Here is a 22,776-nt window from a genome sequence, read left to right on the forward strand (position 1 = left end):
GTCATTATCCTGTTAAGGTTTGGCGTATTCTAACAGGCATAAGAAAATCAGCCTATCGTACAGCTAGTTATGAGGCTGAGAGGTTGCGGGGCTCGAGGAATTGGGACGGGTATTTCCATGACAGAAATGGTGCACCGCTGGCGTCGCTTCTTTTTTTCACTGTGGACCTTGTTCAAGGAGAAGAACTGTCAGCAAAACGCTGCTGCGCTGACTTACATGACGTTGTTTGCCATCGTGCCTCTGGTGACGGTGAGTTATGCGATGTTATCCCTGTTTCCGGATTTTGCCGGCCTGGAAACCCGTCTGCAGGCACAGATCTTTGACCACTTTGTTCCGGAAAGTGGCCGCGAGGTGCAGGAATATATCAGCAGTTTTTCGTCTCAGGCCCAGCGGTTGACGGGTGCGGGCATCGCGATTCTGCTGGTCACTGCGGGCCTGATGCTGCGCAATATCGAAGGCACCTTCAACGCAATCTGGGATATTCCCCGGGGCCGTAGCGGTGTATCCAGTTTCCTCCTGTATTGGGCCACGCTGAGCCTGGGGCCGATCCTGCTCGGTGCCGGACTGGCGGTGTCGACTTATTTCTTTTCACAAAAGTTTTTTGTTTCGGATGTCGACAGCTTCGAGCTGGTGCCGATGCTATTGCGCGGGCTGCCCTGGGCGCTGACCGCGGCCGCGTTTACTTTGCTCTTTATCGCCGTGCCGAATTGCAGGGTTCCGTTCCGGCACGGTCTTGCCGGCGGAGTGGTGACTGCCTGCGCGTTTGAAGTGGCCAAGTACTTATTTGGTATTTTCTTCGCAAAGAGCTCGGTACAGGCCATTTATGGGGCCTTTGCGTTTGTCCCTCTGTTCCTGCTGTGGATCTACCTGATGTGGATGATTGTCCTCGCCGGCTGTGTGCTGGTGCGGACGCTCTCCGCCTATCACGCGGCCACCCGGGCCCGCGAATACAGTGATCTGATGGCCGCACTGGTCCTGCTGAAAGGCTGTTATGCCAACTACGAACGTGGTCAACCGCTGCGCGATCGGGATATTTCCCGGGCCGGGGTCAAGCCGGCGCAATGGCGGCGCATCCGCGAAGTGTTGCAGAAGCACAACCTGATTACCCAGACCGATCGCAACGATTATGTGCTGGCTCGCAATCTGGATGGCATTACGCTCGCACAGTTGATGCACTGGCTGAGCCCTTCGCCCCTGCCCAAGTCGGGCCACGGCGAGCTCAATGGTCAGGGCTGGTACGGAGAGTTTGCCAATCGGGTGAGCGAGGCGGAATCGCTTGCGGAGCAACAGTTCTCGGTGAGTCTGGGCGAACTGTTCCGCACCGCCATAGAAGAGACGCCCCCGCCGGCGGATGGCGGCACGGATCCCGAATCAAATAGCAAGAAAACGCGCGGCAAGCGCGGTAAAGAGGAGTCTGCTAGTGAGGACACTGCAAAAGCTGGTCTTTCTGTTATTGGTCGTCGCAACAAGCGCATGTGAGCGCGAGGCCCCGCTGCTGGATATTGACGGCAAAGCGGTCGACACCGCCGGGCAGATACTGCTGGTGAATTATTGGGCGGAGTGGTGTGCCCCCTGTAGGGAGGAGGTGCCGGAGCTGAACCACCTCGACGCCCAGCGTAAAGATGTCACCGTGGTGGGCTTCAATTATGACGCACCAGAGGTGGACAAGAATCGTGCACAAATGGCAGCGCTGGGTATCGAGTTCCCGGTACTGGCGACGGATCCGGCGACAATCTGGGCACAGCCGCGCCCGCAGGTCCTGCCTACCACCTTCATCATTGGTTCAGATGGCCTGTGGAAGGCGACGCTTGTCGGTCCGCAGACCGAGGCTTCCTTATCCAAGGCAATTGATGCGGCGGTGCAATAGCCGCCGTCGCGATGCGGCGTGCTCATCGAATTTTTTCAATTTGGTGTCAACCATTCGCCAACTTCCCCGTTGATACAGGTAAGCCCCGGCAATTCCGCCGGCGTTAGCCCAACAATGAGGAACAGAAATGGACAAGCTGACTCACACTATCGCCCTTTGTGCCGCTCTGGCCTTCTCGGTGCCGGCTCTGGCCGAGACCAGCGACGTGGAGCAGGTGACCGACCGCGGTGATCGCGTCGAGGCCCGCCTGGATCGCAAGGGGGACCGCATTGATAACCGGTTGGACCGCAAGGGTGATCGCATTGATAGCCGCCTCGATCGCAAGTCCGAGAGGGCGCTGGAAAATGGCAACGAAAAGCGCGCGCGCAAGCTCGACAAGAAAGGGGACCGGATCGACAGGCGCCTTGATCGCAAGGGGGATCGCATCGACCGTAAACTGGACCGAAAAGGCGAGCGGATTGATCGGCGCATGGATCGCCACAGTCCACGTAGCGGAAGCTGAGGCGCGTTGCCCGCATCGGTTCAGGCTGGCGAACGCGGTGACCGCAGTATGGGGGATTCTTAAAGCCTATGGAGCAGTTCCTGGCCTCCGTAGAGAGGCGGGCCTTTACCATAGCCAGGCTGGCGGTGGGTGATGCCGACGAGGCGCTCGATATCGTTCAGGACAGTATGTTGTCCCTGGTGAAAAGTTACCGCCACCGGCCTGAGGCCGAGTGGCGGCCGCTTTTTTCTCGATCCTGCAAAACCGGGTGACCGACTGGCACCGGCGCCACAAGCGAATATCGCGCTGGCAGCTATTGCGGGAAAAGCTACCCCAGGATGGCGAGGACGAACTATGGGATCCAGGCGACCTGCCTGACCCCCATGGAGAGCGCCCGGAGCAGGAGTGGCTGGCGAGTAAAACCATGGAGGCAGTCGAACGCGCCGTGGGTGCTCTGCCGCTGCGGCAGCAGCAGGCCTTTATGTTGCGGTGCGTCGAGGGATTTGACGTGGCGGAAACTGCGCGGGCGATGTCGTGTAGCGACGGCAGCGTCAAAACCCATTTATCGCGGGCGCTGAAGTCCCTGCGGAATCAACTGGAGGAATTGCGATGAGCCAGCGAAATACCCGTGCCAACGCCGACCGGGAAATGGTCGACAAGGTACAGCGGGCGTTGCGTCAGCGTGAAGATGGGCTCGATGGTGAGACCCTGTCACGACTGCGCCGCGCACGGGCGGCCGCTCTGGCATCGTCCGAGACTCCGGATTCTGAAGGTAACCTGCTGGGCTGGATGCTGGGGGGCAGTGCTGTGGCGGCACTTTTGGCGGTACTGCTTGTGCCGGCGGTGGAATTCCAGTCAAACGAGCCATTGCCCGAAGACGATTTGCTGGCCGGCGCAGATATTCTGCTGGATAGCGAAGTTGAACTGGAGCTTCTGGCAGAGCAGGAGTTTTATCAGTGGTTGGCAGAGGAAGCGTTGGATGGGCATTCTTCCTGAGCGGCGAATGGTTTTCCTGTGGGGGATTTGTCTCGCGACCTTGCTCGGTATTGGTACCGGGCCGGTGCACGCGCAGGACTCGCTCGGCGAAGAGGATTCCGAGCTGGATGAGGATTTTCTCCTGTTCCTGGAGGAATGGGTGGATGAAGATGGTGAAGTGGTTGAGTCAGATGCGCTGGAGTCGCTGCTGGAAACCGGCGCGGTGGATGCCTCTGCGGCAGAGTTACCGCGGGGAGAGCAAGATGAAAAGTAACGCGTTGATTACCCTAATGGTCGTTGTTGCACTGGTGAGTTTTGCCGGTGTCGACCGGGCCCGTGCCGAGAGTTGGCAGTCGCTCAGTAGCGAAGAACAAAAGTTACTGAAGCGTTTTGAACCGCGCTGGGATGGTCTGACGGAGGCCCAGCAACAGCGGCTGAAAACAGGCGCACAACGCTGGTCAGCAATGACCCCGGAGCAGCGTCAGCGCGCCCGCAAGCAGTTCGGCAAGTGGCGGGATATGTCTCCTGAGCAGCGCAAGCGCATGCGAGATGCCTATCGGCGGTTTCAGTCCCTGCCGCCAGAGAAGCGCAAGCGCCTGTTGGAGGCACGCAAGCGCTTTCGCGAGTTGCCGGAGGAAGAGCAGCGCCAGCTGAAAGACAAGTGGCGCAAGATGAGCCCTGATGAAAGGCGGCAGAAGCGTCGCCAGTTCCGCAAGGATAAACGTGCCAGGCGGTCAGCATTCAGGGGGGGGTAACCCGCGCGCCCTGTGGCCGGGCCCTGGCCCGGCCCATTCTTCTTTTGTACCCAAATTTTTCCCGCCGAATCCGGCCTCGTGCCGGATTTCCAACCCCATCAAATGTCCTGCTTTTCTGCGCTCTTACCCGGCTTCCGTGCGCTTTTATGACCAGGCTGTCTGGTTGGTCGCGAATTTGTCTCTATCAGTTCAGGTTGGATTCAGTCTGGGGTGGGTAAAGTGCCTGCCAATCTAGAGGATCCTTATCGGAACAGAGGACAAGGAAATGACTATCCCAAGACACTTTGTATTCGGCCTGGCCGTGGTGGCAATGGTAGCAATCAGCGTTTCGGTGCGGGCTGGTGACAGTGGATATGGACACCCCCAATACGGGGATGGATTTGATTATGCACCGGTGATTGGAGTGACCCCGGTGTATACCGATGTGCAGGTGCGAACGCCCCGTACCCAGTGCTGGGATCAGCAGGTGGCTTACCCGGGCCCTGGCAGTGCCACCGGCACAATTGTGGGAGGACTGATTGGCGCTGCAGTGGGCAATGCCAGTGGCAAGCGTCACGGGCACCGTCGCTACCACCGTCGGCACCATCACCACGGTGGCCGTGAGGCCCGCACGGTGGCCGGAGCCTTGATTGGCGCCGCCATCGGACACAGCGTGAGCCGACATCAAAATGTGCAATATGTGACCGAGCAGCGCTGTCAGGTGGTGGATGAATATACCACCCAGCGGGAACTGGTCGGATACGACGTTCGCTATCGCTACAATGGCAGGGAATTCCTGACTCGCACTCAGCAGCATCCAGGCGATAGAATCAGGGTGCGTGTTGACGTCACCCCGGTGCATTGAACCGATCCAGAGGAAAAATATTGTGAAATCTGCTCGTATGACAAGTCGGTGGCTGCCTCTGGCGGCAGCGATATTCGCCTGCCTGTTCCTGCCGACCGCAGCGAGCGCCGCTGTGGCGGGTAGCCCGCTGGGTGTGCCGAGTGCAGATGTTCACTATCTGGTGAAGCCGGTGCAGAAGAAACGGGAGATCTCCCGCGATCAGGCCGCGGCTATGGTGAAGCGCCGTTATGGTGGCAAGATCCTGGCGATTTCCGAGGTGCAGCGTAATGGTCGCAGCAACTTTCGCATCAAGGGACTGTCGGGGAAAAGCCAGGTGTATGTGGTCTTTGTAGATCGGGCGACCGGCAAGATTTCGAAGTGAGGCCGACGGGATTACCCGGCGCTCAGGTAACGTATTTCGTCCGGACAAGTAAAGGTGCAGGTATCGATTCTGCCGGTTCGGGCACAAGAAAAGCAGGGGGCATAGGAAGACACAATGCGTGCTCTGGTTGTTGAAGACGAACTTCTCCTCCGCCAGCAACTGGTGGAATCATTGAAAAATGCGGGCTACACCGTTGACGAAGCGCCGGATGGAGAAGAGGCGCTTTATCTGGGTCGTGAGTACCCTTATGACGTGGCGGTAATGGACCTGGGTCTGCCCAAGGTGGACGGCATCGAGGTGATTCAGACACTTCGGCGCGAAGACAAGCACTTTCCCATTTTGATTCTCACGGCGCGCGGTCACTGGCAGCAACGGGTCAGCGGTCTCGAGGCCGGCGGAGATGATTACCTGGTTAAGCCCTTTCATACCGAAGAATTATTGGCGCGGCTGAACGCCCTGGTGCGTCGCTCGGCAGGGTTTTCTTCACCGGAAATCAAAGCCGGGCCGATTACATTGGATACGGGTGCACAGCGCGTTCTGGTGAATGATGATGAGCTGGAGCTCACTTCCTACGAATACAAAGTCTTGGAATACCTGATGCTGAACCCGGACAAGGTCATTTCCAAGACGGTGCTCACGGAACACATCTACGAGCAGGATGCGGACCGGGACAGTAACGTCATCGAGGTATTTATCGGGCGCTTGCGCAAAAAAATGGAAGCGGCCGGTGGTGTCAAACCGATTGAGACCCTGCGTGGCCGTGGCTATCGATTTGTAGCGCCGGTCTGACTGTCTCTGCATGGCTGCGACCTCTACCCGTTATCATTCCCTCAAAGGACGCCTCACGCTGGTGACTGCACTGGTGTTGGTGGTGTTTCTCGTGTCTGTTTCTGCCGCGCTGGAGCACAGCTTCCGCAAATCCCTGGCGGAAGCGAAAAAGCGCGAACTGCAGCTGCATGTGTATACGTTGCTCGCTGTGGCCGAGTCCGATGGAGACGGTCTGCTGTTTCCGCCCGTGTTACCCGAGCCGCGTTTCAACCAGCCGGACACGGGATTGCTGGGGGTGGTTACCGACGCTTCGGGTCGTATTGTCTGGCAGTCGGCGTCGGTCCTGTCCACCAATGGTTTGCCCTCAAAGCCCGTCGCCCAGGGGCAGGAGGTGTTCCGCACTGAGGCAATTGACGAAGCGCCATTCAGCAGTTTCCGCCAGGGTGTCGCCTGGGGGCTTGAGGACGAAGACCTGTATACCTTCAGCGTATTGGAGGATGCGGCCCCCCTGACCGCGCAGGTGAGGGAGTTCCGGGAAACCATTTGGCGCTGGCTCGGCATTGCCGGCTTGCTGCTGGTGCTCACCCAGTGGCTGGTGATGCGCTGGGGACTGGCACCGCTCGACCGGTTGGCCCATGCGCTGCGGGATATCCAGCAGGGGAGCAGTGAGCGATTGGAAGGGGACCTGCCACGCGAGCTCCATTTACTGACGGACAATCTCAACCTGCTGATCGAAAACGAACGCCGCCAGCGGGAAAAGACCCGTCATACGCTCGATGATCTCGCGCATAGCCTGAAGACACCTCTCGCGGTACTGAAGACACTGGAGATTCCCGAAGCGACTGCCACGCAACAGGTCCTCGACGAGCAGGTGCAGCGGATGGACGGGATTATCCGCTATCAATTGCAGCGCGCGGTCGCCAGTTCGCCAAAATCCATTTTGCGCGGTGTCCCGGTTTGCCCCCAACTGGAAAAAATTCTTTCGGCCCTGGCCAAGGTGTATCGCGATCGGTCGGCGGAGGTGGATACTGAGTGTGACGATGCCGCACTGTTTTATGGCGACGAGGGGGACCTGATGGAATTACTGGGTAACCTGCTCGACAACGCGTACAAATATGGTGATGGCCAGATTCGTGTCAGGGTCGTCGCTACTTCGGGTCAGTATCGTCTGCGCATGGTTGTCGCGGACAACGGGCCGGGCATCAGCCAACAGCACTGGGAGCAGGTCACGCAACGCGGTGTACGCGCTGACCAGCAGCAACCGGGGCAGGGCATTGGTCTGGCGGTTGTGGTTGATATCGTGGAAAACTATGGTGGCGATATCACCGTCGCCAGGGCAAAAGAAGGCGGAGCGGAAATCCGCATCGCCCTCTGAGGTCTGCGGGTTTCCGGCGAGCGTCTACGGCCAGTTATTCGCTGGCAAACTTCTCCAGTTCAGCGGTCACGGTGCGCGCGGGAGTGACCTGTTCCCACAGGGCGCTGGCCAACGCCTGATTGCTTTGCTGGCGTCCTTCGGCAATCCAGCGGGCAATGCCACCGGCCACGTCCGGCCACTGCAGATGCGCGCTGGAGGGCTTGGCGTCGAGCCACTTGCGGATGCTGTTGGCGTCAATGCGTTTTACAACCGTTGCCAGTTCAAGCTCTTCCAGCGCCATGGCATTGGCTTCCTGTTCAAACTGGCCGCTCAGTGGGCGTGTCAGAATCGGCTTGCCAATCGCCAGGGTTTCGGCGATCAATTCAAACCCGCTGTTGCAAATGACCGCCCTGGAGGTTGCGACATCCGTACGGAAGCCTTCCACGGAGGGTGCTTTCAGTTCGATATTGTCGGCACAGGGCATCTCGGTAGGCTGTCCGTAGACAATAAATCTCTGGCTGACCCTGGCCAGTTCTGCCATTAGTCCCTTGCCGCTTTCGAACGGCAGATACACCAGGATGTGCTCGTCGACGGTATCGTGTCCGTACGCGTGGGCGATCGGTGGCAAAATTGGTTGTCCGAAGTGATGCCAGTGCAGGCCGAGACTGTGCTTGGCCGGGGCATAGGCACGCATAATCATTCGGGCAAGCCAGTTGAATCTGGGCGCAGGAATGGAAAAGTTGAACGCGTATTGGTGGCCAAGTCCAAGGCAGGGCACGCCGGCGCGCTTGGCGGCCCACGCGGTGACCGGCTCAAAATCAGTAATGACCAGATCGAACTCTTTTACCGGCAGTTCGCGAATGTCGCGCAGCAGCTGCTTCGGCTTTGCTGCGCGAACCGTTGCCAGCTGATTGATCCGGCCGCCTTCGGTGACGAACGTCAGGCCTTCCCGCAGCCAGAAATCACCGAAGGCTTCCATCTCGAAAAAACGGTCGCGGGGGCGGCCAGAGAATAGCCATTGCACTTCGATTTCGGGATGCGCTTCAAGCGCAGTCACCATCGCTCTGGCGCGGGAAAGGTGGCCGTTGCCCGTACCCTGCACACCGTAAAGAATTCTCACAGGATGACTCCAGCTGCGGCGAGGCCAACGCCAGTGCCGAGAGCGGCTCCGGCGCAAACGTCGCTTGGAAAATGAACACCAAGACCCACCCGGGATGTGCCGACTGCCGCAGCCCAGAAGTATGCCAGCAGCCATACCGGACTGAGGCACTGGACCAGCAGGGTCACAAACAGGAACGCACCGGAGGTGTGTCCCGATGGCAGGCTAAATCGATCGTTGGCCACGATAATCGAGCGCATGCCCGGTATGGCTTGCGGGGGACGCAATCGTCGCGTGGTGTTCTTGATGGTCCAGTAGAGTGATCGCTCGATGGTGAAGGCCGCACCACACAGATAGAAAAACTGTGTTGCCAGATTGGCGGTGGTCGCCAGCGCTACCAGCAAGGGAGAGGCGAGATACAGCCAGCCATCAGCGGATTTGGATATCATCAGGTATCTGCGGCGCGAGGCGGGCCTGGTAGCCCGTTCTGCCATGCGCAGGACCAGCGAGATATCGACGTGTTTTAGGGTGACAGGTAAGCTTCGCATGTGCACACAGTACGAAGCCTTTGTTGCGCGGAATTGACCGGCGTATGTCAGAGATGTGAAATCTTTCGGCGCGGTGAGGCCCGCGCCCTACCGAATCGGCTGGTCAGTCAATGCCAATCTTGATGGTGCTGGAGCCCGGCAGTTCCTCCACCAGGGTACTGCCGCACAGTCGCGAGGGTGTGTAATAACCGCCGCTGCCTTCATAGTTGGCAAGGAAGTCAGCTACCGCCAGAGATCCTGATACCGTAACGTCATAGCCATTTGCGGTCACGACGCGCCCGATGCGGCGCTCGCCGCGGCGGTCGTTGCGAACCTCTCCCCATACCCAGGTTTTCTGGTCACTGCGCTGTTCCTCTGATGGGCCGGTTACCTTCTGGTCAACCTTGCCCTTGAGCCAGCGCTGCACAAAACCGATTTTCAGCAGCCAGCGAATGCTGTTCAGCCGCTGCATTTTCTTGGCCCGGCGCGGGCTCATGGGGATGTAGACCTCGATGTTGGGTATCTCGGTGGAATAGTAGGCCGTGACGACGTCGCCCCACGGGATGGCCACCGCAAATTTGTTGCCGCGGCCAAAGTCAATTTCACGGGTCAGCTCGGCGTGGCCAATGGATTCGACTTTGCCATTGCTGCGCACTGCTCCACCGAGACCCAACGCCTCGATCGACGTCTTGGCGGTGCCGGGGCTGAGACCGGAATCGGAATCAAAACCCAGGGTCAGGTGGGTCGCGCTGGGCATGGCCTCTTGCAGTGCCTTGGCCAGGCTGTCGGTGGGGATCACGTCAAACCCGGTACCGGGACACAGCACGATGCCGGCGGCCGCGGCTTCCGAATGCAGGCTGTGGGCCAGCTGGTATACCTGCATTTCACCGGTAATATCCTGGTAGTGGGTACCGGTGGCGATGCAGGCGCGCATCATGGGTTCCGCGGTCGCGGAAAAAGGGCCGGCACAGTGAATAACGATATCGACCTGCTGCAGGCTGCATTCCAGGGCTTCGGTGGCATCGAGGCCAATGGCCATCGCCGGTAGTCCCAGCTCTTCGGCCAGCGGTTGCAGCTTGGCCGCACTGCGGCCAGCCAGAATCGGCCGCAGGCCGCGCGCGACGGCTTCGCGGGCGATCAGCTCGCCGGTATAGCCGTAGGCGCCGTAGATCATTATTGTTTTGTCGTTCACGACGTGACCTTATCGTTGTATGCGTTCGCAAGGATGAATTGCACGCAACATTAAACCGGTGTCTGTAGCCGTGCAAGCGGCGGCCGCACAAACCCGGACGCCCGGTACTGCTTTATGGAGTGAAAGCGCGCTCCAGCGCGAAGCGCGGCACGCGGACGCCATCTTTGTCGACTTCTTCCTGGAACATGGCCAGCGGGCGCACCCAAACGCCGTAATCACCGTAGAGTGCCCGATAGACAACAAGAGCTTCCCTGGACTCGCTATGGGTGGCCACTTCCATCACTTCGTAGAGGGCGCCTTTATAGTGGCGGTAAATGCCTCGCTGCATCTTTCACCTACGCCATATGGTGCGGGGACAATTGCATCTGCTCAATCTGGCGGCCGTGGATCACCACGATCCCGCCATAGCGGCGCTCCCCGGTAGAGGTGAATTCGAACTCAAACTGTCGCTGTAAACCGAGTCGACCGCGACGATCCCGCTTCAGGCGGGTGCGCGTCAGCGCGACGGTATCGTCCAGTAGCTGGACACCCAGGCGCGCGCAGTGCTGGGCTGCGGCGCGACGTGCCAGCTCCTTGCTGGCCATGCCGGACCAGAAATAGGCCACCGCTGCAAGCAGCAGGAACAGCCATACAAGATCGCCGAGAGAGTAATACATAGTCACAGGGTTGTTATGATGCAGCGGCAAAGAATACCACTGAAGGAGATCTCATGCCTGACACTGTGCTGATAACCGGCTGTAATCGGGGAATTGGGTTGGAACTGGCACGTCAATACGCGGAAGAGGGCTGCCGGGTGATTGCCACATGCCGTCAACCGGAGACCGCCCAGGATTTGCAGGCGCTGGCGGAACGTCATGGCAATCTGAGTGTCTATCCGCTCGATGTGACCGATTACGCCGCAGTGCATGCCCTGGCGGGCGCGCTCCGAGGCACGGCGATTGATATTTTGATCAGCAATGCCGGCGTCTATGGCCCCAAGGGCGTGGTTTTTGGCGCGGTGGACCCGGAGGTTTGGCGACAGGTGCTCGAGGTCAATACCATCGCTCCGTATATGCTGGTCGAAGCGTTTTGCGAGCATGTGGCCGCAGGACAGCGGCGCGTCATCGGCGTTTTGAGCAGTAAGGTCGGCAGCATCGCCGACAACGGCTCGGGAGGCGGGTATATGTACCGGAGCTCCAAGACGGCCCTGAATCAGGTGGTGAAGAGCCTGTCGATTGACCTGGCGGACCGCGGGATCCAGGTGTTGGCCCTGCACCCGGGCTGGGTGCAGACAGATATGGGTGGTCCCAATGCACTGATTTCCGCGGAACAGAGCGTTGCGGGTATCCGACAGTTGCTGGACGCCGCGGGCGTGTCGCACACCGGTCGATTTCATAACTACGACGGGGAGGAGATTCCCTGGTAAGGGCCCCGTGCCATCAGTTTTTGTTTGTAATATTTGCCGTGTCCAGCCGACTAACCCACAGGTGCACAGCGCTTTGCGCACTGAGTTGTACTTGGCGGTTGGCTGAGGCTTCGGTTATAAGTGGAGCTTTATGACCCGGCATCAATGTTCGGGTCGCTCAGTCGATACCACTGCCAGGAGATGACTTTGAACGAGCAAGCAGCCGCTTCTAGCGGCGAGGCGCATGACGTCGCGGATTCCAGCCCTCTGGCCGATAGCGAGTATCTGGAAACCTTGCGCGTGCAGATGCAGCGCTTTGCCACGGTACAGCTGGCAGATCCGCATCTGGCCGAAGACGCCGTGCAGGAAGCTCTGGTAGGCGCCCTGAAAAGCGCGCGGTCGTTTGCGGGGCGGGCCGCACTGAAAACCTGGGTGTTCGCGATCCTGAAAAACAAGATCGCGGATATTCTGCGTCAGCGCAGTCGGTTTGTTGAGGCCGACAGTCTGCTCCATACGGATGAGGAAGATCAGGCGCTGGACAAACTGTTTGATGCCAAAGGGCACTGGCGCATGGATGAGAAGCCAGCGCACTGGACCGATCCGGAGGACGCCATGAGCGACTCTCATTTCTGGCGGGTGTTCGATGCCTGCCTGAATCATTTGCCCGGGCGTCAGGCGCGGGTCTTTATGATGCGCGAGTTTATTGAGTTGGAAACGCCGGAGATCTGCGATGCGGTGGGGATTACCGTGAGTAATCTCAATGTGACACTGCACCGCGCGCGCCTGCGTCTGCGGGAATGTCTGGAAAACAACTGGTTTGCACAGGAGGACACAGCGTGAGGAGTTGTCGAGAAGTAACGCGCTTGCTGTCGGAGTCCCAGGAACGTGAGCTGAGATTCGGTGAGCGTATGGAGTTGCGGTTCCATTTGATGATTTGTTCCGCGTGCCGACACTTCGGCCAGCAAATGGATAGCTTGCGCAGTATCATGCGCGCGTACTCCAGAGGAAGTGGTGATGTGGCGCTGGATGAAGATCAGGGCAAGCGCCCGACCGGCAAAAAGCCTGACTAATCGCGCCCCGCTGGAGATGGCTATTTTTCTGTGCCAGGTATTTCCCCAATCACCGGCAGCGGCTCCTCTCCCCTGACCAGGGCTTCCTTACGGGCCTTGGGCCATCGTTTGATTTCCGCCTCGAGCTTCAATGCCGCTGATTTGTCAGCGGCTTCACACTGAAATATCAGTTCGAGTGGCCCCCGTCCTCGCAGGGCTTTCGCCGCGCGCTTGCCGCCGGCCGAGTGCTCGGCAAAGCGACGCGCTACATCGGTTGTGATACCGGTATAGAGGGCCCCCGCAGCGGTACGTATCAGATAAACAGACCAGGCTTGCAACTCGAATTCTCCTACATCCCTCTGGCTATTTTGCGCGATTCCGGCGCTCTGCGGAACTGCACGACAGCGGGTTTTTTTGCAAATCCATGGCCTTTGCCTAGGGTATGTAAGATGGGCGGGGAGCCTATCCGTAGCAGGCTGCGCCGGGTGCCGGAGTGCGAGTGCGCTGCGTGTCGTCCGAGAAAACAGACAGATGCGGGCAGGAAGCCTATATGGAGCAGGTGCTTGACACCCGACAGACCCTGATCGTCGCGATTCTCGTTCTGTTTGTGGGCAAATTCCTGACGAAGAAAGTCGGTCTTTTGCGCCATTTCAATATCCCCGATCCTGTTAGCGGCGGTTTGCTGGCGTCCCTGACGCTGACGGCGATGTACTTTATCGCCGACTATTCCGTGTCATTTACCATGACCCAGCGCGATTCCTTTCTGGTCATATTCTTTACCTGTATCGGCCTGTCTTCGCGCCTGAGCAGCTTGTTGGCCGGTGGGAAAACCCTGTTGATTCTGCTGGGACTTGCGGTGGTGATGTTGTTCCTGCAGAACTTCACCGGCATGGCCGTTACCGCTGTCAGCCATCTCGAGCCCGAGGTGGGTTTCCTGGGGGGAAGTGTCTCCCTGAGTGGTGGCCATGGGACGGCAATCGCATGGGCGCCGATCTTCGCCACAGAATACGGTATCCACAATGCCATGGAGCTGGGTATCGCCTGCGCGACCTTTGGGCTAGTGCTGGGGGGGATTGTCGGCGGACCGATCGCCCGGTTCCTGATCGATCGCTTCAATCTCAAGTCGACCAGTGACGACTATCTCGTTGTGGGGGTGCCCCAGGCCGGGGAGAAAGAGCCCATCGATATCGATTCGGTACTGAACGCGATACTGGTCATCAGTGTGGCAATCGGCCTCGGGATACACCTGAACCACTGGATTGCCAAGCTCGGGCTGCAGCTTCCCATGTTTGTGAGTTGTCTGTTTGCCGGGATCGTGCTCACCAACACCATTCCGCTCGTGTTCAAGCAGGTCCGCTGGCCTACGGGAACACCCATTCTGGCATTGATTTCCGATCTGACCCTCGGCCTGTTCCTGTCGATGTCGCTGATGAGCCTGCAGCTTTGGACCCTACTGGACCTGGCGGGCATGATGGTGTTGCTGCTCGTTTCCCAGGTCGTCATGATCTCCCTGTTCGTGATTTTTGTGGTCTTCCCGCTCATGGGGCGAACTTACGATGCCGCGGTCATTTCTGCTGGATATGCCGGATTGGCATTGGGCGCTACCCCGACCGCAATCGCCAATATGACGGCGGTGACGGAGCGGTATGGCGCTGCGCCGCAGGCTTTTCTCGTGGTACCTCTAGTCGGAGCGTTCTTTATCGACATCGCCAATGCATTCGTAATCAATGTGATGCTGAAGCTCTTCAGCTGAACCCTGTCCAGGGCCTATCCAAACAGATCGCCCTGATCTCCGGGCTGGGGTGGCGGCGCGAAGCGCTGGCTGTCCAGGCGCCGATGGTTCTCATTCAGACCCAGCTGCTTGCAGGCAATGCGGAAGCGTCGTTGCAGCAGTTGGGCAAATACGCCGGTGCCAGTCTGTCGCTGGGAGAAATCACTCTGGTAATCCTTGCCGTCGCGGCTTTGCTGGACAAGGCTCATGACGTGGCTGGCACGTTCCGGATAGTGCACGGCAAGCCACTGGCGAAACAGCGGGCTGACTTCATGGGGTAAACGGAGCAGCACATAAGCCGCCTGAGTTGCGCCCGCATCGTGGGACCGGGCCAGGATACTTTCCAGCTCACAATCGTTGAGTGCGGGAATCATCGGGGCTGCCATCACGGCGGTGGGAACGCCGGCTCCGGCCAGGGCTTCAATAGTGCGCAGCCTGGCAGTGGGGCTGGCGGTGCGCGGTTCCAGTTTACGTTTCAGGTCTTTGCACAGGGTGGTCACACTCACGGCAACGTGACAGAGATTTTCCTGCGCCATTTCCGCGAGTAGCGGCAGGTCACGCAAGATCAGTTGGCTCTTGGTCACGATGGTCACCGGCTGCCGATAGCGCAGCATCACTTCCAGTAGCTGTCGGGTTATCTGCTGATCGCGTTCCAGCGGCTGGTAGGGGTCCGTGTTGCTCCCCAGGGCGATCGGGCGGCAGCGGTAGCTCGGCTTGCGCAAGGCAGTTTCGAGCAGTCTGGCGGCATTGGCCTTGTAAAACAGGCGGGTTTCAAAGTCGAGCCCGGGTGACAGATCCATATAGGCATGAGCCGGACGCGCATAACAGTAGACGCAGCCGTGCTCGCATCCCCGGTAGGGATTGATCGACTGGTCGAACGGCAGGTCCGGGGAGCGATTGGTCGCGATAATGCTTTTGGCCTTTTCTTCAATCGCCTCTGTCAGTACGCGCTCCAGCGGTTCCAGATCTGTCTCCCAGCCATCGCTTTCCCGTGTGCTGACCTGGCTGATAAACCGGCCGGCCAGGTTACTGACCACACCGCGTCCGGTGTGGATCTGCACAGGGTTGTCGGGGTGGTCATTCGCCATGATTGCAGAGCGTGGTTGGGTACTTCTGTATGCTGTATATGCGTACAGTCTATTGGCGTTAGCGGGTTGATGCAACCTCTGGCTGCGGTTGCGTTGAGATCAGTGCAAGGAATCTGGGGGAGGCATACAATGGGAAGATTGTCGGCAGTATTGCGACCGTTTGAAGCCAGCGTGCGTCGGGAGAGCATTTCATGGATCTGGAGGCTGTTGCCACAATCAAGGCGTTTGCCGTCAATGTGTTACAGGTGTTCGCGTTGCTGTTTGCCTTCGGGCTGGTGGTACTCGTCCTCTATGTGATTTACCTGTATGCCGCCGACGTTACCCAGAAGAAACATGCGATCCGCCGTAACTATCCTGTTATCGGTCGCTTTCGCTATCTGTTTGAGCACCTCGGGGAATTTTTCCGGCAGTACTTTTTTGCCCTGGACCGGGAGGAAATGCCGTTTAACCGTGCCCAGAGAAACTGGGTTTACCGGGCGGCCAAAAATGTCGACTCTACGGTGGCTTTTGGCTCCACCCGCCCCCTGAACCAGCCCGGGGACGTGATCTTTTTGAACCACCCGTTTCCCACGCTGGCCAAGGATGCCGTGCCGCCAAAGGCGGTGACTGTGGGAGAGGGTTACGCCGAGAAACCCTATACCACCAGCGCATTTTTCAACATTTCCGGAATGAGCTTTGGCGCGTTGTCCGCGCCCGCGGTGAGGGCGCTGTCCCGGGGAGCGCGGGAAGCGGGTATCTGGCTCAACACCGGGGAGGGTGGCCTGTCGGATCATCATCTTGAAGGCGGTTGCGATATCGTGTTTCAGATCGGTACCGCAAAGTACGGGGTGCGGGATGAGCACGGCCACCTGTCCGATGAGCGTCTGGCCGAGGTGGCGTCTCACAAACAGGTGCGCATGTTTGAGCTGAAACTTTCGCAGGGCGCCAAGCCTGGTAAGGGCGGGATCCTGCCAGCGGTGAAAGTCACTGAGGAAATTGCCCGGGTGCGGGGCATCCCGGTGGGAAAGGATTCGATCAGTCCCAATGGCCATCCGGAGTTTCATGACGTCGGTGGATTGCTGGATATGATCCAGCATATCCGCGAGGTAACGGGCAAGCCTGTGGGCTTCAAGACGGTTGTCGGTGTCAGTGACTGGTTGTATGAACTGTGCGAGTTGATTTTACAGCGCGGACTGGAGTCCGCCCCTGACTTTATCACTATCGACAGTGCCGACGGTGGTAGTGGTGCGGCGCCGCAAAGCTTGATGGATTATATGGGGCTGCCCCTGAATCGCAGCTTGCCGCTGGTGATTGATATCCTGGCGCAATATGGATTACGTGATCGGGTCAAAGTCGTTTGCGCCGGCAAACTCCTGACCCCCTCAATGGTGGCTTGCGCGCTGGCGGTGGGCGCAGACTTCGTCAACTGCGGGCGCGGTTTTATGTTTGCACTAGGCTGTATTCAGGCGATGCAATGCAACCGTAATACCTGTCCCACCGGGGTAACGACCCATGACCCGGACTTGCAACAAGGACTCGATCCGATGAGCAAGGCTGACAGGGTCGCGAACTATGCGCGCAACATGACGCATGAAGTCGGCGTGATCGCGCATTCCTGTGGTGTCAGGGAGCCCCGTCAGCTGCGTCGCCACCATGTGGAAGTGATTAATGAGCGCGGTGTTGCCGTGCCATTGAGTGTTTCGGTACCGGAAATAAAGCCTGCATCGGTGATTGCCAGCGATCGAGACGATTCACGCGACGGATAGTGTTGGCGCTCGAAACAAGGATGCTAGAGGTATACAGGGATGTCTGGAGTGACAACACTGGTTGGCCAGGGCCTGTATATGGCCGTTGCCGCAGTCGTCGGTCTGGGTCTGGCCAGGCTATTGCGCACGGACAATACCCTCGGCTGCCTGATTGCCGGTGTCGGTGCCGGCATGCTGTTGCCATTGCTGGACTTTGATACCGGTATCCGGGCCAGCAACCTGCAGGAACTGGTTTTCTTCGTCATTCTTCCCATCCTCATCTTTGAGGCAGCCTGGCAGATCGAGCCGGCGACGCTCCGACGGTGGCTCGCGCCCATCCTGTTATTCAGTACGTTGGGGGTGATTATCTGTGGTGCGGTGATTGCCTTGATCACCTACTACGGCATGAACCACCCCTCAGGATTTCCCTGGACAGCGGCGTTGCTCACCGGCGCTATCCTCGCCGCTACCGATCCCGTAGCGGTGGTCAGTAAGTTACGTGACAGCGATGCCGATGACGATCTGTTGACGCTGGTCGAGGGAGAGAGCCTGTTCAATGATGCGGCGGCGATCGTCGCTTTTTCCCTGGTACTGGCGATTGCGTCCCATACGGTGATGGAAGCTGGCGAGCCCACCGGTGAACCCCTGAGCGGTGCGCCCGTGATTGCGCTGTACTTTCTGGTGACACTAGCGGGCGGGGTGGCCATAGGCCTGATATGCGGACTGGTAACTGCCATCATCGTGCTTTTTCTCGGCTCTGCCGCCGCAGCGCTGGTGGCGCTGGTGCTTGCGGCTTTTGGTACCTTTTACCTGGCAGAGCACGTGGCGCATGTATCCGGCATTATCGCGGTGATGGTCTGTGCCATAGTGAGCCGCGCCTGCCTGAGGGAACAGCGGGATACTTTTCTGATTCATGCGGGGCCGACCTGGGATTGGCTCAGCCTGATGTTTACCGCGCTGATTTTTGTGATTATGGGCCTGTTGTTCACCGTCGAAATGTTTACCGAGCGCTGGCTGGCAATGCTGATTGCGATTGCCGCTGCGGTCGGTGCCAGGGCGTTGGCTATCTTTACGGTTGCGCCGCTTTGCGGGCTGGTGGGGCCGACGATTCCGAAGCCGTGGCGCATGGTGCTCGGCTGGGGTGGTTTGCGTGGGGTGATTGCGCTGGCACTGGTGCTGTCACTGCCCATTGAGCTGCCCTACTGGTGGACGGTACAGTCGATGGTGTTCGGCGTTGTGCTGTTCTCCCTGCTGGTACAGGGCACCACATGTCGGGTCCTGATCCGGAATATGCAGGAAGCTGAAGCGGGGTTAGAGGCCCGCGCGAAGTCCGCCGCGGAGCAACGTGATTCCTAGTCTCCGTCGGAATTTACCGCGGCTACAGACCCAGCTGTATTACCAGCTGATCCTCCTCAATATCAATGTCTTTTAGCAGCAGGCGCGCGACTCGTTGCTTGAAGCCTGCGTTTTCCAATTCGTAGACCGGGTGGGTATTGAAATACTCTTTCAGGATGGTCGTGATGGCGGCAGCCGCCTGGGTGCTTGCGGCTTTTTCCTGTACGTCTCCCGGTAACTGAATGTCTTCAACCTGAATATCCCTGATAAACAATGCGCCTTCCTGAGAGACGTAATCCGGTTTGCCCGACAGATCGACGCTGCCCTCCACGGTTCTGCTGTCGTCTCGTGCACGCAGCTCGAGGGTAAAGTCGAGGCCGGCGTGTATTCGCTCTTGGGCCGGATTCAAATCAATCCGTGGATTTTGCAGGCGCAGGTGAATGATCGACATATAGCTGCGTTCAACGGGCATACGCTTTTGCTGGCTCGCCAGAATCTGCGCTTCTGTAATATGCAGTGTGAGCGCCTTATTGGAAAAGTAGAGGTAGGCCGCTGCCAGAAGCGCCAGAACGATAACCGCCAACACTGTCAGTACTCTCAGCATGTGATGACTCCCAGTCAAATTTCCAGATAGCGTCGGAGACGAAATCGACCTGTGAGTATAGGTCTTCCAGGCTGTTCTCTGTGTCGCTCAAACTCACTACGACTTAAGTCGAATACTGCTTGTTGTCGCGCTGCGGGAAATTGACCTGTCGGCAGCAGGGGGAGTGAGAGCGGTTTGACTCTTCTGGGTCGGCGAATACATAAAAAATATGATGCCAGATCCAGTTAGTGACCTGGTTGATGTTCAGCGAAACGGAGAAAAATAATGTTCAAATACCTTCGAATTCGGCGGCGCGGTGCATTTGCAATCGATAGATGCGCTTTGCTACTGGGGCTATGTGTCCTGCTGTTGCTCCCTGCCGGAGCATTGGCACAATGCCGCGATAACGTTGTCCTGGTGCATGGCAATACCGGAGATCCCTCGGACTGGGGGAATACGTATCAGCAGTTACTCGATAACGGTTACAGTGCCAGCCAGATTTATCGCCCCAGCTGGGGTTCAAAAGTTTGCGCAGCATGCAACAACCATAGTGGTGCGGAAGAAACACCTGTGCGCAACGCGATTGTGAATGCGCTCGCCTCTTCCTGTAGTGGCAAAGTGGATATCATCGGTCACTCGATGGGCGTGACGTTGGCGGGGCAGCAGGTGGTCAAACTCGGGGTCGCCGCAGACGTCGATGCATTTGTTGGTATTGCCGGTGCCTATCGCGGCCTGCGCAGTTGTGGGACCTATCCGTTCAATATTTACAATTCCACGTGTGGTCGTGATGGGTTATCCATTTCCAGTCCGTTTTTGGACTGGCTGTACGGGAAAACCCTTGGCAGCCGGGTATTCAGCATCAAAAGTTGGTCGGACCAGATTGTTTGTTACGGTGGGATCTGTACAGTCGGTGGCATTCACAGCAGCAGCATTCGCGGTGAACAGGCTTCCTATACCTATCCCTATGGCCACTTTGGTCTGCAGACATACACTTATGAGAAGCAGGTCGAACTCATTCAATAGTGCGGCAACCCGTTAACGGGTAGCTGACTCGCAAAGGCCGGTCAATCTGTCAGGTTGCCGAAATATGAGGGTCAGCTACCGCAGGACGACGGCCTGGTCGTAATGTTTGGTGCCCGTTTCCACATCGCCTTTTCTCTATATTGGAGTGTTTTTTTGCCGGCTTCGCACTAAGACAAGTCCTTTCGATACGTTAGCGGTGTGACGCCGGTCCAGCTGCGGAACGCGCGGATAAACGCACTAGCTTCGGAAAATCCTGTCAGGAAGGCAATCTCTTCAATCGATGTGCGCTGCCGGGACAGGTGATAAATTGCCTGGTCGCGTCGGATCTGAACTTTTAGATCACTGTAACTCAGTCCCTCATCATTGAGATGTCGTCGCAGTTGCTTGGGGTTTAACGCCAGGCGCGTGGCGATTTCTGCGAAGGTCGGCATTATGCTCAGGTCATCACCGATAACATCCTTGATTTTCTGGCTCCAGCTCTTGCTGTGAAAACTGTTGACCAGCGTGTTGTAGAGCGGTTTGCGCAGGAAATCTGCAAGACTCTGCGGCGTTTGTTTTACCGGCTTCTCGAGTAGTTTCCGCCTGAAGACCAGGCGGCATACGGGTGCGTCATAGTCGATCGGTGCGCCAGCAAACAGCGCTCGATACTCTTCGCTGTATGTCGGCTTTGGATAGGGGACGGAAGCGCTGACCAGAGGCAGGTTTTGCTGAGTCAGCCAGCACAGTTGCCGATGCAGGGCAAAACAGAAGAGTTCGTAGGCATAGGCTTCCAGTGGCGGTGCGTCTTCTGCGGACTGGCGGATCTCAACGATGGCCAGATCGCCATCGATCATAAGCCGCGGAGCCAGGCCCTGGTTGAGGATGTCGTAAAACAGGCAAAACCGTTTTATGACCTGCCCGAGCGTCCTGCATTGGATCAGCCAGTGGCACAGGGCAGACCACTGTCCCAGCTTGAATGGCTGGGGGTAGTAGCCCAGCATCTCATCACCCATTTCATGCATGGTGACCGTTTGCAGCTTGGCATATTGCGCCGCGCTTACCCGGGCCTGGCTCTGTTCCAATAATCGCGGAGAAATGCGGCTGCGGCGCAAGAGTCGCTCGACATCATAGCCTTGTTCGGTAGCCTTCTTGAGTGCCGCTTTCACAAAGCAGACGTGTACAGAAATATCCCGCATGGTCGCCGGACCTCGTTATTTGGCGTGTATTTAAACCCTTTGCAGGCCGGCAGGCCGGTTCAGCTGGTGCGGGCTTAAAATGTCTATTTTTGTCCATCATGGTCATTGTTTTGGCGGTTTGGCGCAAGTAAAAATGCATAAAACGTACATTATTACGTGAGTGTCGTTTCTAAATTTGATCAGGCAGGGGTTCTCCCAATGGCACCAAATACTGCATATATCTTCGATGCAATTCGTACTCCCAGAGGTAAAGGAAAGAAAGATGGATCGCTTCACGAGGTGAAGTCGGTAGCGCTGGGCTCGGGCTTGCTACGCGAGCTGCAGCAACGCCACGATCTGGATACCCGTTACGTAGACGACGTGGTGATGGGATGTGTCTCACCGGTTGGCGAGCAGGGTGGTGATATTGCCAAGACCATCGTCCAGTACGCGGACTGGGACGAGAGCGTGGCCGGTGTGCAGCTGGACCGGTTTTGTGCGTCGGGCCTGGAGGCAGTGAATCTGGCGGCGATGAAGATCGCCTCCGGGTGGGAAGAACTGGTCGTTGCCGGCGGCGTGGAGTCCATGTCACGGGTACCGATGGGGACCGCTGGTGGAGCCTGGTTGAACGACCCGGAAATCAATATTGCCACCGGCGCGGTGCCCCAGGGGATTGGGGCCGATACGATCGCGACGCTCGAGGGCTGGAGTCGGGAAGATGTGGATGCGTTTGCATTGAGTTCCCAGCAACGCGCGGCCCACGCGCAGCAGAGTGGCTATTTCGATCGCTCTGTGGTGCCGGTGAAAGATCTCAACGGAGTCACGATTCTCGACCGGGATGAGTTTATCAAGCCGAAGTCCACCATGGAGATACTGGGCAAACTGCGGCCGTCGTTCGAAGCCATGGGATCGCTCGGGTTTGATGACCTGATGTTGCGGAAGTATCCGGATATCCCCGCGATCAATCATGTCCACACACCGGGAAATTCCTCCGGGATTGTGGATGGTGCGGCCGCGGTGTTGATCGGTTCGGAAACCGCAGGCAAAGACCTGGGGTTAACGCCTCGCGGTCGTATTGTGGCAACCGCTGTACTGGCGACTGATCCCACCATCATGCTGGTAGGGCCGGGACCGGCGGCCAAGAAAGTGCTGGCCAAAGCAGGCATGACCACGGCGGATATTGATCTCTTTGAAATCAACGAGGCATTTGCCTCCGTCGCGCTGCGATTCATGCAGGACCTCGATATCTCCCATGAAGTGACCAATGTCAACGGCGGTGCGATTGCCATGGGACACCCCCTCGGTGCAACTGGCGCAATGCTGGTCAGTACCATTCTGGATGAACTGGAACGTCGCGACCTGAAACGGGCGCTGGTCGCACTGTGTGTGGGCGGCGGACAGGGTATTGCAACCATCATCGAGCGTGTTTAACCGGAGCCCAT

At 58.1% G+C, this 22,776-nt stretch carries 28 protein-coding genes; 19 read left to right on the forward strand and 9 right to left on the reverse strand.

Features of this window, described 5'->3' with window-relative positions; genetic code table 11:
- The first annotated feature begins 117 nt into the window (after nt 1-117).
- From ACXAD0_RS09190 to ACXAD0_RS09240, 11 genes are all read left to right on the forward strand, one after another.
- The gene (locus ACXAD0_RS09190; protein WP_475088086.1) at nt 118-1,479 is read left to right on the forward strand and encodes a YihY family inner membrane protein; all 1,362 of its coding nucleotides are present in this window, start codon (nt 118-120) and stop codon (nt 1,477-1,479) included.
- Nucleotides 1,421-1,867, forward strand: a complete 447-nt coding sequence (locus ACXAD0_RS09195) for a TlpA family protein disulfide reductase (protein ID WP_475088087.1) — start codon at nt 1,421-1,423, stop codon at nt 1,865-1,867. Before ACXAD0_RS09190 ends, ACXAD0_RS09195 begins: the two co-directional genes overlap by 59 nt.
- A 127-nt stretch (nt 1,868-1,994) precedes the next feature.
- Nucleotides 1,995-2,369: a hypothetical protein gene (locus ACXAD0_RS09200; protein ID WP_475088088.1), complete on the forward strand. Its 375-nt coding sequence runs from the start codon at nt 1,995-1,997 to the stop codon at nt 2,367-2,369.
- Between the two features lie 211 nt (nt 2,370-2,580).
- A complete protein-coding gene (locus ACXAD0_RS09205; RefSeq protein ID WP_475088089.1) occupies nt 2,581-2,961 on the forward strand; it encodes a sigma-70 family RNA polymerase sigma factor in 381 nt (126 codons plus the stop codon).
- The gene (locus ACXAD0_RS09210; RefSeq protein ID WP_475088090.1) at nt 2,958-3,344 is read left to right on the forward strand and encodes a hypothetical protein; all 387 of its coding nucleotides are present in this window, start codon (nt 2,958-2,960) and stop codon (nt 3,342-3,344) included. The genes ACXAD0_RS09205 and ACXAD0_RS09210 overlap by 4 nt, the downstream gene beginning before the upstream one ends.
- Nucleotides 3,328-3,597, forward strand: coding sequence for a hypothetical protein (locus ACXAD0_RS09215; protein WP_475088091.1), 270 nt, complete (start codon nt 3,328-3,330; stop codon nt 3,595-3,597). Before ACXAD0_RS09210 ends, ACXAD0_RS09215 begins: the two co-directional genes overlap by 17 nt.
- Nucleotides 3,587-4,078 (forward strand): DUF3106 domain-containing protein, encoded by a 492-nt coding sequence (locus ACXAD0_RS09220; RefSeq protein ID WP_475088092.1) that lies wholly within the window; start codon nt 3,587-3,589, stop codon nt 4,076-4,078. The genes ACXAD0_RS09215 and ACXAD0_RS09220 overlap by 11 nt, the downstream gene beginning before the upstream one ends.
- Before the next feature lie 265 nt (nt 4,079-4,343).
- Entirely contained in the window at nt 4,344-4,922 is a 579-nt protein-coding gene (locus ACXAD0_RS09225) for a glycine zipper 2TM domain-containing protein (protein ID WP_475088093.1), read from the forward strand.
- A 22-nt stretch (nt 4,923-4,944) separates the two neighbouring features.
- A complete protein-coding gene (locus tag ACXAD0_RS09230; protein ID WP_475088094.1) occupies nt 4,945-5,283 on the forward strand; it encodes a PepSY domain-containing protein in 339 nt (112 codons plus the stop codon).
- Nucleotides 5,284-5,397: 114 nt separating this feature from the next.
- The gene (locus tag ACXAD0_RS09235; protein WP_475088095.1) at nt 5,398-6,072 is read left to right on the forward strand and encodes a response regulator transcription factor; all 675 of its coding nucleotides are present in this window, start codon (nt 5,398-5,400) and stop codon (nt 6,070-6,072) included.
- A gap of 10 nt (nt 6,073-6,082) precedes the next feature.
- A complete protein-coding gene (locus tag ACXAD0_RS09240) occupies nt 6,083-7,426 on the forward strand; it encodes an ATP-binding protein (protein WP_475088096.1) in 1,344 nt (447 codons plus the stop codon).
- 34 nt (nt 7,427-7,460) lie between these two features.
- Here ACXAD0_RS09240 and ACXAD0_RS09245 read toward each other — a convergent pair whose 3' ends face one another.
- The 5 genes from ACXAD0_RS09245 to ACXAD0_RS09265 all read right to left on the reverse strand — a co-directional run bounded on the left by ACXAD0_RS09245 (nt 7,461) and on the right by ACXAD0_RS09265 (nt 10,879).
- A complete protein-coding gene (locus tag ACXAD0_RS09245) occupies nt 7,461-8,525 on the reverse strand; it encodes an MJ1255/VC2487 family glycosyltransferase (RefSeq protein ID WP_475088097.1) in 1,065 nt (354 codons plus the stop codon).
- On the reverse strand, nt 8,522-8,953 hold the full coding sequence (locus ACXAD0_RS09250) for a phosphatase PAP2 family protein (protein ID WP_475088098.1): 432 nt from the start codon (nt 8,951-8,953) through the stop codon (nt 8,522-8,524). The genes ACXAD0_RS09245 and ACXAD0_RS09250 overlap by 4 nt, the downstream gene beginning before the upstream one ends.
- A 202-nt stretch (nt 8,954-9,155) precedes the next feature.
- The gene (locus ACXAD0_RS09255) at nt 9,156-10,223 is read right to left on the reverse strand and encodes a saccharopine dehydrogenase family protein (protein ID WP_475088099.1); all 1,068 of its coding nucleotides are present in this window, start codon (nt 10,221-10,223) and stop codon (nt 9,156-9,158) included.
- A gap of 112 nt (nt 10,224-10,335) precedes the next feature.
- On the reverse strand, nt 10,336-10,551 hold the full coding sequence (locus ACXAD0_RS09260) for a DUF1653 domain-containing protein (protein WP_475088100.1): 216 nt from the start codon (nt 10,549-10,551) through the stop codon (nt 10,336-10,338).
- A 7-nt stretch (nt 10,552-10,558) separates the two neighbouring features.
- The gene (locus ACXAD0_RS09265) at nt 10,559-10,879 is read right to left on the reverse strand and encodes a DUF3301 domain-containing protein (RefSeq protein WP_475088101.1); all 321 of its coding nucleotides are present in this window, start codon (nt 10,877-10,879) and stop codon (nt 10,559-10,561) included.
- Nucleotides 10,880-10,932: 53 nt separating this feature from the next.
- On the opposite strand from ACXAD0_RS09265, the gene ACXAD0_RS09270 reads away from it, so the two are divergent.
- From ACXAD0_RS09270 to ACXAD0_RS09280, 3 genes are all read left to right on the forward strand, one after another.
- On the forward strand, nt 10,933-11,628 hold the full coding sequence (locus tag ACXAD0_RS09270; protein WP_475088102.1) for an SDR family oxidoreductase: 696 nt from the start codon (nt 10,933-10,935) through the stop codon (nt 11,626-11,628).
- A gap of 180 nt (nt 11,629-11,808) precedes the next feature.
- On the forward strand, nt 11,809-12,447 hold the full coding sequence (locus tag ACXAD0_RS09275; RefSeq protein ID WP_475088104.1) for an RNA polymerase factor sigma-70: 639 nt from the start codon (nt 11,809-11,811) through the stop codon (nt 12,445-12,447).
- The gene (locus ACXAD0_RS09280; protein ID WP_475088105.1) at nt 12,444-12,677 is read left to right on the forward strand and encodes a zf-HC2 domain-containing protein; all 234 of its coding nucleotides are present in this window, start codon (nt 12,444-12,446) and stop codon (nt 12,675-12,677) included. The genes ACXAD0_RS09275 and ACXAD0_RS09280 overlap by 4 nt, the downstream gene beginning before the upstream one ends.
- Nucleotides 12,678-12,697: 20 nt before the next feature.
- Here the strand turns inward: ACXAD0_RS09280 and ACXAD0_RS09285 are convergent, their stop codons facing one another.
- The gene (locus ACXAD0_RS09285; protein WP_475088106.1) at nt 12,698-12,994 is read right to left on the reverse strand and encodes a GIY-YIG nuclease family protein; all 297 of its coding nucleotides are present in this window, start codon (nt 12,992-12,994) and stop codon (nt 12,698-12,700) included.
- A 212-nt stretch (nt 12,995-13,206) separates the two neighbouring features.
- Here ACXAD0_RS09285 and gltS point away from each other — a divergent pair, with 212 nt between their 5' ends.
- Complete coding sequence (gene gltS / locus ACXAD0_RS09290) at nt 13,207-14,409, forward strand: sodium/glutamate symporter (RefSeq protein ID WP_475088108.1); 1,203 nt, start codon at nt 13,207-13,209, stop codon at nt 14,407-14,409.
- Between the two features lie 14 nt (nt 14,410-14,423).
- Here the strand turns inward: gltS and ACXAD0_RS09295 are convergent, their stop codons facing one another.
- Nucleotides 14,424-15,515 carry a PA0069 family radical SAM protein gene (locus ACXAD0_RS09295; RefSeq protein WP_475088110.1) on the reverse strand — a complete coding sequence of 364 codons (1,092 nt, stop codon included), beginning with the start codon at nt 15,513-15,515 and terminating at the stop codon, nt 14,424-14,426.
- A gap of 191 nt (nt 15,516-15,706) precedes the next feature.
- Between ACXAD0_RS09295 and ACXAD0_RS09300 the strand changes: the two genes are divergently transcribed.
- Both ACXAD0_RS09300 and ACXAD0_RS09305 read left to right on the forward strand, forming a co-directional pair.
- Entirely contained in the window at nt 15,707-17,260 is a 1,554-nt protein-coding gene (locus ACXAD0_RS09300; RefSeq protein WP_475088111.1) for an FMN-binding glutamate synthase family protein, read from the forward strand.
- A gap of 39 nt (nt 17,261-17,299) precedes the next feature.
- Nucleotides 17,300-18,595 (forward strand): cation:proton antiporter, encoded by a 1,296-nt coding sequence (locus ACXAD0_RS09305; protein ID WP_475088112.1) that lies wholly within the window; start codon nt 17,300-17,302, stop codon nt 18,593-18,595.
- A 22-nt stretch (nt 18,596-18,617) separates the two neighbouring features.
- Here ACXAD0_RS09305 and ACXAD0_RS09310 read toward each other — a convergent pair whose 3' ends face one another.
- On the reverse strand, nt 18,618-19,178 hold the full coding sequence (locus ACXAD0_RS09310) for a DUF1439 domain-containing protein (RefSeq protein ID WP_475088113.1): 561 nt from the start codon (nt 19,176-19,178) through the stop codon (nt 18,618-18,620).
- A 264-nt stretch (nt 19,179-19,442) separates the two neighbouring features.
- Here ACXAD0_RS09310 and ACXAD0_RS09315 point away from each other — a divergent pair, with 264 nt between their 5' ends.
- Complete coding sequence (locus tag ACXAD0_RS09315; protein WP_475088114.1) at nt 19,443-20,180, forward strand: alpha/beta fold hydrolase; 738 nt, start codon at nt 19,443-19,445, stop codon at nt 20,178-20,180.
- A 167-nt stretch (nt 20,181-20,347) separates the two neighbouring features.
- Here ACXAD0_RS09315 and ACXAD0_RS09320 read toward each other — a convergent pair whose 3' ends face one another.
- Nucleotides 20,348-21,355, reverse strand: coding sequence for an AraC family transcriptional regulator (locus ACXAD0_RS09320; RefSeq protein ID WP_475088115.1), 1,008 nt, complete (start codon nt 21,353-21,355; stop codon nt 20,348-20,350).
- A gap of 198 nt (nt 21,356-21,553) precedes the next feature.
- Between ACXAD0_RS09320 and ACXAD0_RS09325 the strand changes: the two genes are divergently transcribed.
- Entirely contained in the window at nt 21,554-22,765 is a 1,212-nt protein-coding gene (locus ACXAD0_RS09325; RefSeq protein WP_475088116.1) for an acetyl-CoA C-acetyltransferase, read from the forward strand.
- Nucleotides 22,766-22,776: the final 11 nt, after the last annotated feature.

This window comes from Microbulbifer sp. ABF4_148 (assembly GCF_056158985.1).